Annotated in this window: 9 protein-coding genes; 1 reads left to right on the top strand and 8 read right to left on the bottom strand. The window is 46.3% G+C overall.

Annotation, left to right across the window (positions count from 1 at the left end; translation table 11 throughout):
• Positions 1-134 precede the first annotated feature (134 nt).
• From KAI36_RS06920 to KAI36_RS06905, 4 genes are all read right to left on the bottom strand, one after another.
• The gene (locus KAI36_RS06920; RefSeq protein ID WP_025724316.1) at positions 135-1,532 is read right to left on the bottom strand and encodes an L-cystine transporter; all 1,398 of its coding nucleotides are present in this window, start codon (positions 1,530-1,532) and stop codon (positions 135-137) included.
• Positions 1,533-1,775: 243 nt separating this feature from the next.
• The gene (locus KAI36_RS06915) at positions 1,776-3,680 is read right to left on the bottom strand and encodes a beta-glucoside-specific PTS transporter subunit IIABC (RefSeq protein WP_220027343.1); all 1,905 of its coding nucleotides are present in this window, start codon (positions 3,678-3,680) and stop codon (positions 1,776-1,778) included.
• 170 nt (positions 3,681-3,850) lie between these two features.
• On the bottom strand, positions 3,851-4,684 hold the full coding sequence (gene licT, locus KAI36_RS06910; RefSeq protein WP_023987656.1) for a BglG family transcription antiterminator LicT: 834 nt from the start codon (positions 4,682-4,684) through the stop codon (positions 3,851-3,853).
• A gap of 206 nt (positions 4,685-4,890) precedes the next feature.
• A complete protein-coding gene (locus tag KAI36_RS06905; protein ID WP_220027342.1) occupies positions 4,891-6,159 on the bottom strand; it encodes a PTS transporter subunit EIIC in 1,269 nt (422 codons plus the stop codon).
• Positions 6,160-6,660: 501 nt separating this feature from the next.
• On the opposite strand from KAI36_RS06905, the gene KAI36_RS06900 reads away from it, so the two are divergent.
• Positions 6,661-8,361 carry a methyl-accepting chemotaxis protein gene (locus KAI36_RS06900; protein ID WP_025724319.1) on the top strand — a complete coding sequence of 567 codons (1,701 nt, stop codon included), beginning with the start codon at positions 6,661-6,663 and terminating at the stop codon, positions 8,359-8,361.
• Between the two features lie 213 nt (positions 8,362-8,574).
• Here KAI36_RS06900 and KAI36_RS06895 read toward each other — a convergent pair whose 3' ends face one another.
• From KAI36_RS06895 to cobT, 4 genes are read right to left on the bottom strand one after another with little or no spacing between them, the layout of a single operon-like run.
• Positions 8,575-10,194 (bottom strand): cobyric acid synthase, encoded by a 1,620-nt coding sequence (locus tag KAI36_RS06895; RefSeq protein ID WP_220027341.1) that lies wholly within the window; start codon positions 10,192-10,194, stop codon positions 8,575-8,577.
• 38 nt (positions 10,195-10,232) lie between these two features.
• The gene (gene cobS, locus KAI36_RS06890) at positions 10,233-11,102 is read right to left on the bottom strand and encodes an adenosylcobinamide-GDP ribazoletransferase (RefSeq protein WP_220027340.1); all 870 of its coding nucleotides are present in this window, start codon (positions 11,100-11,102) and stop codon (positions 10,233-10,235) included.
• Positions 11,099-11,665, bottom strand: coding sequence for a bifunctional adenosylcobinamide kinase/adenosylcobinamide-phosphate guanylyltransferase (gene cobU / locus KAI36_RS06885; protein WP_220027339.1), 567 nt, complete (start codon positions 11,663-11,665; stop codon positions 11,099-11,101). The genes cobS and cobU overlap by 4 nt, the downstream gene beginning before the upstream one ends.
• Positions 11,662-12,732, bottom strand: a complete 1,071-nt coding sequence (gene cobT / locus KAI36_RS06880) for a nicotinate-nucleotide--dimethylbenzimidazole phosphoribosyltransferase (protein ID WP_220027338.1) — start codon at positions 12,730-12,732, stop codon at positions 11,662-11,664. The genes cobU and cobT overlap by 4 nt, the downstream gene beginning before the upstream one ends.
• Between the last annotated feature and the right edge of the window lie 13 nt (positions 12,733-12,745).

The raw sequence follows: 12,745 nt of genomic DNA, 5'->3' as shown, positions 1-12,745 counted from the left end.
TACACTGTCCTAAACTCAATACAAAGAGCCGACCTTATGGCCGGCTCTTTGTATTGAGTACATTCTGTACGTGTGTTATATAGGCTACAGATGCGATAGGGGAATGCATCGTACACCATTCGTTTATCATTTACTTAGGAGTGTGCCGTTGCATCCAAATCCATGCCATGATTGTTGAACACGTCTTGATCGTTCTCCTTGAGCACCTTGCCTGAAATGAGACCTGCGGTAATAGAATCATTGACATTTAACGCTGTGCGTCCCATGTCAATCAACGGTTCGACTGAAATGAGCAATCCTGCCAATGCCACTGGAAGATTCATGGTGGAAAGCACGATCAGGGAAGCGAAAGTGGCACCACCGCCTACACCCGCCACGCCGAACGAGCTGACCGTAACGACCAGAATAAGCGTGAGGATAAAATCCCAGCTCGTTGGATCAATACCCACGGTTGGAGCAATCATAACCGCCAGCATTGCCGGATAAATACCAGCACAGCCGTTTTGCCCAATTGTCGCTCCCAAGGTCGCAGACAGATTCGCGATGCCGTCGGACACACCAAGCTTTTTCGTTTGTGTTTCAACATTTAACGGAATGGTCGCCGCACTGGAACGAGAAGTAAAAGCAAAAACCAGTGTAGGCAATACCTTTTTCACATACGTCACCGGATTATAGCCGAACAAGGCCAGCAAAATAAGATGAATGATAAACATGACCAACAGAGCCACATAAGAAGCGAGCACAAACTTGATTAGCTTCAAAATTTCATCTGGATTGGTCGTAGCTACTACTTTAGTGATCAGTGCTAAAATGCCGTAAGGAGTCAATCTCAGCACCAGAGTTACAATCCGCATCACTACAGCGTACACTGCATCGATCACTTTACGGAAGGTTTGCGCCTGTTCCGGTTTTTTGCGATCCAATCCGAGCACAGCCACACCGATAAAGGCCGAGAAAATGACCACCGCCAGCGTCGACGTACGACGTGCTCCCGTCATATCCTCAAAAGGATTTGAAGGAATAAATTCCAGCACCTGCTGTGGAATGGTCATGTCCTGAACTGTTCCAAGGCGCTCTTCCATCTTCAAGCCCTGTGCTTGTTCCTTTTCCCCACCTTGAATCTCAATTGCCTTTAGATCAAACGACAAGCTGGTTACAATACTAACTGAAGCAGCAATTGCCGTTGTAATCAGTAGTACTGCAATAATGGACACGCTGATTTTACCAAGGTTCTGTCTTCCCTTCAAATTCATAATAGCCGAAATAATCGACACCATGATAAGCGGAATAACTACCATTTGCAGCAAACGGACATAACCATTACCTGCGAGGTTGAACCAATCAACTGATTTTGTAATGACCTCTGAGCCTGCCCCATAGGCATATTGTAGAACAGCCCCGTAGATCAATCCGAAGCCAAGTCCGGCAAATACCCTTTTTGTGAAGGAGATGTGCTTTTTCTGCATCCAGACCAATACGCCTAGCAGCAAAAGCAGCACGATTACATTTAAAATAATAAAGAAGGTATCCATGTATTATTTCCTCCAAACTTATACTTAATATGTTTTATAAGGTGATCCTTCAATCCGAAGATTACTATATCACAAAACCAACTATTTTTGTAGGTTTTCTAACAATAAAATAGTTAGGCAACTTCCACTTTGGATTTTATCGAAAACGCCAAACAGCAAGCCTTCATCTTTCGAAGGCTTGCTGTTTTTTGTCCTGAACACAACGACATGTATTCAACTTAGGCGTAAAATTTTTATCAGCCGTTAGACGATCACTGTGTATAACAGTTCCTGTTCCTTAACCACTTTATGCTGATTATCAGCGGACTCCAACTCGCTAAACTGAGCTACATTCGTAACAATAACAGGCGTTATCGTTTCGTAACCAGCCTTGCGGATTTCCACCAGATCAAACTCCAGCACGAGGTCTCCTACCTTCACGCGATCTCCTGCTTTAAGATGAGGCGTAAAATGAAGTCCTTTTAGTTTAACCGTATCCATCCCAACGTGAATGAGCATTTCAAGTCCTGAATCACTCACCAATCCAACAGCATGCCCACTTTTGGAAATGGAGAACACTGTACCATCAACTGGGGAAACAACCCGGCCTTCGGATGGTTCAATAGCCCAACCTCTACCCATGATTTCTTGAGAAAATGCAGGGTCATTGACTTCACTGAGCGGCTTAACTTCACCCATAATCGGGCTGTATACCGGGATTTTCTCACCTTTCGGCAGTGAGGACACAGCAGATTGTGCTATTTCATCAGTAGAGATGTCTCCGGCAGCGTCTGTTGTTGCTTGTGGTGCTTCTTCGTTCTTTTCATCTGTAAAGCCGATCAAATAGGTAACAATCGTAGCAACCACAAATGCAATAATGAGACCAAGGATTGCGTACAAGAAAGTCGGTCCAATAAACATCGCCAGACCAGGCACACCAACCAATCCACCCATGACATACGCTTTTGTACCAAACAAGCTCATGAAGCCCCCGCCGACGGCTCCGCCGATCAACGCAGCAGTAAATGGTTTTTTAAACCGCATATTCACACCATACATTGCAGGCTCAGTTACACCCATAATAGCTGTCAAGCTCGTCGAGAAAGCCACTGTTTTGACTTTGGCATTTTTTGATTTTAAGAATACACCCAATGCAGCACCAGCCTGTGCCAAGTTGGCTGCTCCCATAATTGGAATCATGTAGTCAAAGCCCAACGTTGCAATCGATCCAATCATAATAGGAACCAACGCATAGTGCATACCTGTCATAATGATCAGGGAGAAGGTACCGCCTAGCAGCAGACCTGCAAGTGCACCTGTATTTTCAAACAACCAAGAGATACCGCCTGACAGGCCATTACCAATAATGGAGCCGAGCGGCCCTACAGCAACCAAAGTCAAAGGTACAATAATCAATAAAGTCAATGTCGGAACAACGAGCAACTTCAGTGATGCATGTGTATACTTATCAATGAATTTTTCAACATAAGATGCCAGCCAGACCGCAATAACGATTGGAATAACGGTCGAAGAATACGTGGCCGCTGTCACCGGAAGACCAATAAAGCTAACCTTCACGTTAGATGCCAGTAAAGCTGTAATCGTCGGGTGCAAAATGGAAGCACCAATCGCCGCACTAATAAACATATTACTGCCGAGTTTTCTAGCAGCACTGACAGCCAGAATAATAGGCAGGAAGTAGAACGCACCGTCACCTATTGCCGCTAAAATCGTATAGGTTTGGCTCTTATCGGACATCCAGTTCATGGCCACTAAAAGAGCAATGATCCCTTTGATCATACCTGCGCCGGTGATCGCTGGCAAAATCGGTGTAAACATACCCGCAATAAAGTCGAACAGTTTGCTGATCGGGTTTTGTTTTTTCTTAGATGCAGTGCTTGCTCCTGAGTCACTTTGCGGAGCCTTGGACATGTTGCTCACCAACGATTTGTACACGTTAGCTACATCATTACCGATAATAACCTGAAACTGGCCGCCACTCTCCATGACTCCCATGACGCCATCCGTTTTCTGCAACTGCTCTTTCTGAGCTTTCTTATCATCATGAAGGTTGAAGCGCAAGCGAGTCATGCAGTGAATGACCTGCTCTACGTTTTCTTCACCACCAACTAGTGTAAGTATCTCTTTGGATAATTGATTTCGATCCATGAGGTGTTCCTCTTTTCTTTTAAGGTATAAAATAAAATGCGCAAATGGGCAATAAAAAAACCTGAATACAGAAAGCAGACAGCTTTATAAAAAGCCAATCTTCTTTCAGCATTCAGGTTTTGCCTTCTGGTTTAGAAGTAGCAATCCTAAATCCCTGATCATACATAAAATCATTGATTTTTAATGATACGCTCGATATGAATGGTGAGATACAACATCTCATCCTGGGACAAGCTTCGTCCATAGATTTTAGTCGTATAATCTCTTATTTTTTCCGCGCAGGCGTAAGCATTCTTATACTGAACCTTAACCATATCATGAAGGGAATTATCTGTATTTTGTACAGGGGTCCCATTCATTACCCGTTGAGCAAAAAATTTGAGATGTGTAATAAAGCGGTAATAGCTTAACGACTCTTCATCCAAATCCATTACAAAAAAGCGACTTACAATATTTATGATATCCTTAACAATGTTAGTCAGGGTTATCGTTTCGCGCATTTCGCTATTAAGCTGTGCATTCACTAAATGTAAGGCGATAAATGCTCCTTCATCATCTGGAAGTGTAACTCCCAGCTTGTCCTGAATCATGTGCAATGCTTTGGTTCCAATCGTGAATTCCTTGCGGTACATTCGCTTGATTTCCCAGTAAAGTGCATTTTTGATATCCATACCCAAGCGATAACGCTCTATGGCAAAATGGATATGATCCGTCAGCGAAATATAGATGCTGTCATGCAACTCTACACCAAGTATCGTTTTGGCATATTGGATGATTTCATCAGAAATTTCAACATATTCAATAGGGATATCAGACATCAGGGTCATGAGTTTGCGGGAAACCTCGGTACTTTCAAGTTTGAAAATTTTCTCGATTTTCTCTTCTTCAATCTCATCGCCTGTGTTTTTTTTAAAGGCAATTCCTCTTCCCATAATGACTAATTCTTTCTGCTGTTCATCAATGACCGTTACGACGTTATTATTCAGCACCTTTGCTATCTTCATTCCATCACCTTAAGCCGCTTGGAGTAGTAAAAAAAAGGCAATACCAAAACTGACACATAGTGCCTGCTTATGGTTTTGCCCGATACGCTCAGTAACAATCCACGATTGTGCAGTTTTGAATAACTGACACCATAATATCATATAAAGACTGAGGTGACAAGTTTTTTTGTAAACACTTTCATGAGGCTTTTGGGCGTTGGCACGCCTTAAACATTTAAGGTCTTTTCTACAGCCATATCCGACAGAGCACTGCTGTCTAAGACTGATGATGATGCTTTTGGAAGCTCCTCATTCTCATCCACGAAGCCCATAAAATACGTAACGACGCCAGCAGTAACTAATGAGATTAACATTCCCAAAATGGCATATATAAATGTGGGACCGACGAATAATCCCAAGCTGGGCAGACCTGATATACCACCAATAGCCATTGCTTCAGTTTCAAATAAACTCATAAATGCACCACCGAGAGCCCCTCCGATCATCGCCGCAACAAAAGGCTTCTTAAAGCGCATTGTGACTCCATACATCGCAGGCTCAACCACCCCCATCATGGCAAGCAAGCCTGTCCAAAAGGCCAGCGTTTTCACTTTGACATTTTTGGATTTAAAAAGCACGCCAAATGCTGCACCTGCCTGAGCAAGTACCGCTGCCACTACCACAGGAAAGACATGATCGTAGCCCAGTGTTGCAAGCGAGCTGATCATAATCGGTACCATTATATATTGCATACCTGCCATAATAAGCAAAGACATCGCGCCCCCGAGCAGCAGCCCTGCAAACACTCCTGCATTATCAAAAAGCCATGCGAGTCCATCCGATAAATGTTGACCGAGATACCCCCACAACGGGCCAAGAACGAACATCATCAAAGGTATAAAAATCATCAGAGTCAAAGTCGGGACAGCCACTACTTTAAGCCAATAGGGGGTATGCTTGTCTAACCATTTTTCCACATACGACGCCATCCAAACGACAATAAGCATTAGTATTATGGAAGAAGCAGACTGCCCGTCTATGACTGACAAGTCGCCAAAGCGAACCTCCTCACCAGACTGGAACAACTCTGTCAGGCGGGGATGCAATACTGATGCTCCGATGGCAGCCGCAACAAACATATTGCTGTTCAGCTTTCTTGCCGCACTTGCCGCAAATAGAATGGGCAAAAAATAGAATACCCCATCGCTGATAACCAATAAAATGGTATACGCCTGTTGATCAGATAACAAACTAGTAAATACCTGTTGGTCTGAAAACAAAATACCTAAGGACATTAAAATAGATATTAATACCTTTATCATTCCCGCCCCAATCATTGCCGGCAAGATCGGAGTGAATACGCCTGATACATAATCTAATAGACGACTTATCGGATTTCTCCCTGTGGCAGCTCTGTAACTTCCAGAAGTCTGCTTCTGTTCATCTTCTCCTCTGACCTGTGAAATCATTTCTTTGGAAAGTAAATCCCGATTCATAACTACCTTTTCCCCTTTTATATGTATATTGAAGACCACTTTCGAACTTACCAAACCAAGCTTAGAAGAATATTGTAATAAAAGCGGTATTCCTTATGCTACTTATATTACTTCTTTTTTACAATAGTTTTAAAGAAGGAGTAATCTATTCGTTTTTATGCACCTGATAATTTACATCTAACTTACATCTAAACACCTAAGACCATAGTTATATATTTTTTGTTTGTTTTTGGGCAAATATGACTATTCAACCGCTTGTTAATTATGTAAAATAGGTCTAACCTACTTTTTAGTAAATCATGGATTACTTCCCTTTCACATTCTTGTCCCTTGAATACAGCTGAAATATACATAGAATCCGAACATTTTCAGTCTTTTCTTCAAGCAAGGAGAGGAAAACAAGTAGATCATGGCGTGTCTAGTATCTTATTGGACAAGCGGCCTACATCAAGCAGGGGAATTCGTTTGATTTTATTACCATCATGTGAGAGGAGAATTTTCATGAAGAGTTTTAATCGTTCCATTGGCGCGAAATTACGAATTATGTTTTTGCTGATTCAGCTCTTTGCATCCCTTTTGTTCAGCATCAGTTTCTATGCAATATCCATGAGTATCATTAATAACAGTGTCATGCCTCAGGTAGACCAATTGCTAGAAACTGGAGCTAAAAATGTGTATCAGGATCTCAATATTTCCTTAGCGGTTCAGGCCCAACAAGGAAGCGGTTCTGATTCCGGCTCCGCTATACAGATGGAATCCTATCTTCAGGACAAGGTTGACACTCTCAAATTAGAATCGGCATATATCGCGGTAGTAAAGGATGGTAAAGCCGAAGTCGTCGCACGGAATGTAAAATCAGTATACAAGGTCAAGGATGCACTCATTCCCGTAGAGGATATTAAAAAAGCAAAACAAGGCGAGATGAATATTAGTGAAATTTACAGCGATTCGTACGGAGTACACAAAACCGCCTTCTTTGCTATATCGGGTAGTAATCTAGTTCTGGGTGTGAACGAAGATGTCGGATTCGTACAGGAAAAATCCCAACAAATTTTATGGATTTGCATAGGTATTACAGTGGCAACGCTCCTGCTGGGCGGAATTATTTCTACCCTCGTGATACGTAAAGTTGTAGAACCCATTGCTGAATTGGTTCGTCATAGCGAAAAAATCGCTCAAGGTGATCTTTCACAAGAAGCGAAGGTTCATGGAGCCAATGAAATTGCCCAACTTGCCCGCAGCTTCCAATCAATGTCTCATAACTTGAAAGAAATGATCGGCCATGTGCTTTCTACATCCGGTGCGGTTGTTGAAGGATCGGACGAGCTGCTTCGTCGGACTGAGGCTATGAGTGTAAAAGTGCAGGACTCTACAGTTGCCGCAGAGGAAGTAGCAAAGGGCAGTACCAGCATAGCTACAACTGCTGCTGAAAATGCACAGGCTATGGAGGAAATCGCTCAAGGTGTTCAGCACATCGCCTCCTCTGCCAATGATGTATCCGATCAAATCAGTGAAGCAACGAAAGAAACGGTTAACGGTAATACGCTCGCTCAAAAAGCTGTAGCTCAAATGTCACAGGTAGGACATGCTGCCGATGAATCGCTTCGATATATCCATAGTATGAATGAGCGCTCAGAAGCCATTGGCAGTATCGTTTCGGCTATTTTCGATATTACGAAGCAAATTCAAATGTTGTCCCTGAATGCCTCCATTGAAGCCGCCCGTGCGGGCGAACATGGACGGGGCTTCGCCGTAGTAGCTGGAGAAGTACGCAAGCTTGCCGAGCAATCTAAAGAAGCCACACAAGAAATTTCCGACTATTTGGTTACCATTCAAGAAGTATCGCAACAATCTGTGGACTCTGTGACCCAGGTTAGCCGTGAAATTCATTCGGGAACGGAAATGGTTCAACAAGCGAGCTCAGCCTTTAACCAGCTAAGTGAGCTTATGCAAAAGATCAATGCTACGATTCAAACGGTATCTGCAGCAACGGAGCAAGTATCCGCCAGCTCGGAGGAAGTATCTGCTTCCGTGGAAGAGACAGCTCTCATCGCTGCCAATGCACAGCATATGATTCAAGAAATCGGTTTTAACGCCGATGAGCAACTGAATGAAATGGAAAGCCACAGCGAGGTTGTTCGCCAATTAAGCAAACAAGCAACCGAGCTGCAAAAGGCAGTTCAAAAATTTAAAATTACGTAAGCCGATACAATAGAGGATTTTGCAAAAATCCCATAAGCGACTTCCAATAAACAAGATGTAGATCGAAATGGTTTAGTTCGTCTATATCTTGCACTTCAGAGCGACTGGAATCGAATTTTGCATGAATAAAAAGAGGTATCTCACAGTCTTGAAAATGGCTGTAGAGATACCTCTTTATTTTTTAAAAGCGATTTCAATAATCATCCATGAAGTTTATGAATTCATTCCCATAATACGATAAATTTGCTCCATATCTAAATGAGCCCGTACCACCTCTGCGACACGGTCAAACTCTCGTTCCTTGGCTTCGCGTACAGTAAAAGTGCTTTCTAAAGGTGCCAAGCCCTTGGTTTGTCGCAATCCATCCAGCCAGCACCGGCGAAAACGGTCATTATCAAACACACCGTGCAAATAGGTTCCCCATACTTTACCGTCTGTCGTACCCCAGCCTTCCTCAAAAGCTGTTCCTTCGCCACGCCGGATATGGAATAACCTTTTCATTTCGCTTAGGTTAAAAGTTATATCTGTAGGTTCGTATGGTTCCGTAACATACTCCGTAACGCCCATATGTATTTCATAGCCTTCAATGCTTGGCTTGGAGGCAGAACCCGAATCAGGCGCAGTGCTAAGCAAAAGCGGGCAATGATTAGACAGGGTTCCCTGTACGCGTACGGTTTGCTTTTCCTTTAAAAAGGTCGTGGATAGAGCCAGCCAACCTAACCCTTCTGCCTGCTGCGGCAACCCAGATTCGACGGCTTCGGGATCAAATAGCGCTGTACCCAGCATCTGATAACCTCCACAAATGCCAACTAGCTGTGTGCGTCCGGTATTCATAGCCTGCCGAATGTCTTTCTCCAGACCTCTCTCACGCAATTCCAGCAGGTCTCCAATAGTGTCTTTGGTCCCCGGTAAGATAATGGCGTCCGGTACGCCCAACTGTCCGGCTTCTGTGACATAACGAACACTCACATCCGGCTCTGCGGCCAGAGCATCCGTGTCTGTAAAATTGGAAATCCGCGGATATCGTATCACCGCAATATCCAGTTCTTTAGCCTTTGCAGATTGCTTGGGCTTCTTGTCCAGTACTACCGAATCCTCAGCTTCAATGCGAATGTCTGGTAGATAGGGCAATACACCGAGTACAGGAATGCCTGTCCGTTCCTCCAGCCAATCTAATCCCGGTTGAAGCAGAGACAGATCACCTCTGAATTTGTTAATGATAAATCCGCGGATACGCTGTACTTCATGGGGTTCCAGTAACTCGATGGTTCCTACGAGAGAGGCAAAAACACCGCCCCGGTCGATATCTGAAATAAGCAACACTGGAGCATCCGCCCAACCTGCCAAATTCATATTTACGATATCTCGGTCCTTCAAATTAATCTCTGCCGGGCTGCCCGCCCCTTCCATAAGGACAATATCATAGGTATCACGCAACCGATTCAGAGCATCCATAACGGTCTGTTTGGCTTTTGGCAAAAAATCCTTCCGGTAATCGGAGGCGCTCATATAGGCATAAGGTACACCGTGTACAACAATTTGTGAGTGCATATCTTTGACTGGCTTAATCAGAATCGGATTCATGTCAGTCGTGGCCTCAATACCGCAGGCCTCAGCCTGCACCCCCTGGGCGCGTCCAATTTCCTTGCCGTCCTCGGTAACATAAGAGTTTAACGCCATATTTTGCGACTTAAACGGTGCGGGACAATATCCGTCCTGCGTAAAAATACGGCAAAGCGCAGTTGTCACCACGCTTTTGCCCACATCCGACGCTGTTCCTTGAAGCATCAATACGGCTGCCGGGTTCGTGCAGGACGGTTCGAAAGTTGACAATTGCCTCTTCCCCTTTAACGAATTCATTTCAAATCTGGTCACAACCCGTACAAAATTACAATAAACAACAATAAAACAGTCTCCAGCAATTCGTTCAAAGTTCCGTATATATCTCCCGTAAGTCCACCCAAGCGGCGGTTAATACGGTTTGCCGTGAAGGTTCCAACACCGTAAGCCAAGACCGGAAGCAACACAAAACCTATCGAGATTGGAAGGCTCTCAGAATATGAAAGGAACGTCTGTATGGTTGATCCTGCCAACGACAGATTCCCAGTATCCCTTGTTGCTGTAGCCAAACCTGCCAGAAGATATTGTCCTAAGGCAGCACTCAGGGTCACTAATACAGCCCAGAATACAGCTAACCCTACGCGGCCTCCACTCATATCAGCAAAACGCGCAGCCAGCCCATCATCATTACGGGCTTTAGGCCAGCGCTTCATTGCATGTACCATAAACCAGCGGCTCCAAACCATCGGAAGCAGCAGCAAGCCAGACACATTCCGTTCAACCAACACCGTATACAGTAAAGAAGCCTTGAGCATGAGTAGCAACACACAAGCAATAACGCCCATCGCTCCTACACGGCTATCCTTCATAATCTCCAGCATCCGCTCACGGGATCGGTAGCTGAACAAGGCATCAGCCGCATCCATCCACCCGTCCAAATGCAATCCGCCCGTCAACCAAACCCAGACAACAAGCGTAAGAATCGCACACGGCAACGGCGGCAGCACCATAGAAGTAAGCGCCGCAAAGGCCCAGACAATGATGCCAATAACTACTCCCACCAGCGGATAATAACTTGCACTGCGTTTAAGCAAATCCGGGGAAAAATCCAATTCCGCCTTCACCGGAAGACGCGTTAAAAATTGAAAAGCCGCAGCAACAGCCTGACGTTCGCGGCTCATAGCTTATATTCCAACTGTTTGAGTTCTACGGGAATGCCCGCCGTCACCAAAAATACTTCATCACAAAGACGGGCAATCCGCTGATTCATAATCCCACTTAAATCCCGATACAGCCGACCAAGCGGATATTCGGGCACAATACCGTCACCAACCTCGTTAGTCACGATGACGAGCTGCCCCGGATACTGCTCCACAGCTGTCGCCAGTTCATTAATGGCAGCTCTGGATGCAGCTTCGCCGTCCTCGCCTGCGGCCAGCAGCACGTTCGACAGCCACAAAGTCAGGCAGTCGACTAGCACCATAGGCGCGGGTGATGGCTGCGACGCTTGATCGCCGCCAAGCCGTCGCAGCAGCTCCGGCAGCGCCTGCGCTTCCTCCAGCGTCTGCCAGTCGTATCCGGCAGACTCGCGCTGGACCCGATGAAGGGCGATGCGCTCCTTCATCTCCATGTCATAGGCTTGCGCCGTTGCAATGTAGCAGGCGCCAGGCGCGCGCGACATGCATAATCGCTCGGCAAAGCCGCTTTTCCCGCTGCGTGCCCCGCCGGTCACGAGCGCTTTCATCGCTGCGCGGCTCCCTGACCGTCCGATACGCCTGCATCGGCAAAGGTCGCCATTTCGCGCATAATGCGGCACGCCGCATCAATCAGGTGCAAGCTAAGCGCACCGCCTGTGCCCTCCCCGAGCCGCATGTCCAAATGAAGCATGGGCTCCAGCTTGAGCTGGCGGAGCACCGCCGCGTGCCCGCGCTCGTCCGAGGCATGCGAAGCAAGCATGTACGCAGCGCTTGCAGGCGCAAGTGTACGCGCTGCGAGGGCGGCTGCGCCTGAAATAAAGCCGTCCAACACAACTGGACAGCGATGTGCGGCTGCCCCAAGGATGACTCCTGCCAAGGCGGCAATCTCCAGACCGCCGACCTTAGTGAGCACGTCGAGCCCATCATTTGCATCTGGCTGGTTCACGTCCAATGCGCGGCAGACAACCGATATTTTACGGGTAAGCCCAGCCATATCTACACCCGTTCCCCGGCCTACGATAACTTCCGGCTCCAGTCCGGTGAGAGCACATACGACCGCAGCGCTGGCTGTCGTATTCCCGATGCCCAGCTCTCCGGTAACGAATAGCCGTGTGCCACCTTTGACCGCTTCTGCTACGGCTTCAGCTCCGGCCAAAACCGCCTGTTCCGCTTCCGTACGCAGCATCGCTGGCCCTTTAGCTATATTCGAAGTCCCCATGCGTACCTTAAGGTCCACCAGATTCGCGTGAGCGACATCCGCATTCACGCCAACATCTACCACCTTGACATCTGCGCCCGCATGGCGTGCCAGCACATTAATTGCCGCGCCACCTGACAGCATGTTATACAGCATTTGCTGTGTAACCTCAGCCGGAAAGGCACTGACTCCCTCTTCACACACCCCGTGATCCGCAGCCATGACCATAACCGTTTTACGATCAAATTCAGGCTTGTCCACTCCTGTAATTCCTGCTAGCTGAATGGCCACACTTTCCAACTTTCCAAGACTTCCCGGTGGCTTTGTTAATTGGTCCAAATGAGCTGAAGCTGCCGAGGCCGCCACCCCATCCGGCTGGGCAATGCTATCGATCAGCTGACGCAGCTTGTTGTTCATACCTTCCACTCCC

The sequence above is a fragment of the Paenibacillus sp. S02 genome (assembly GCF_019454065.1).
In the GTDB taxonomy this organism is placed as follows: Bacteria; Bacillota; Bacilli; order Paenibacillales; family Paenibacillaceae; genus Paenibacillus; species Paenibacillus polymyxa_B.
The sequence above is the reverse complement of the archived record's forward strand: the minus strand, read 5'-3'. Positions and strand labels throughout refer to the sequence as shown.

What these genes read in the sequence shown, in the direction of transcription:
- cobT (WP_220027338.1), bottom strand. Translation starts at nt 12,732, where the DNA reads ATGAACAACAAGCTGCGTCAGCTGATCGATAGCATTGCCCAGCCGGAT.
- KAI36_RS06905 (WP_220027342.1), bottom strand. Translation starts at nt 6,159, where the DNA reads ATGAATCGGGATTTACTTTCCAAAGAAATGATTTCACAGGTCAGAGGA.
- KAI36_RS06900 (WP_025724319.1), top strand. Translation starts at nt 6,661, where the DNA reads ATGAAGAGTTTTAATCGTTCCATTGGCGCGAAATTACGAATTATGTTT.
- KAI36_RS06915 (WP_220027343.1), bottom strand. Translation starts at nt 3,680, where the DNA reads ATGGATCGAAATCAATTATCCAAAGAGATACTTACACTAGTTGGTGGT.
- licT (WP_023987656.1), bottom strand. Translation starts at nt 4,684, where the DNA reads ATGAAGATAGCAAAGGTGCTGAATAATAACGTCGTAACGGTCATTGAT.
- cobS (WP_220027340.1), bottom strand. Translation starts at nt 11,102, where the DNA reads ATGAGCCGCGAACGTCAGGCTGTTGCTGCGGCTTTTCAATTTTTAACG.
- cobU (WP_220027339.1), bottom strand. Translation starts at nt 11,665, where the DNA reads ATGAAAGCGCTCGTGACCGGCGGGGCACGCAGCGGGAAAAGCGGCTTT.
- KAI36_RS06920 (WP_025724316.1), bottom strand. Translation starts at nt 1,532, where the DNA reads ATGGATACCTTCTTTATTATTTTAAATGTAATCGTGCTGCTTTTGCTG.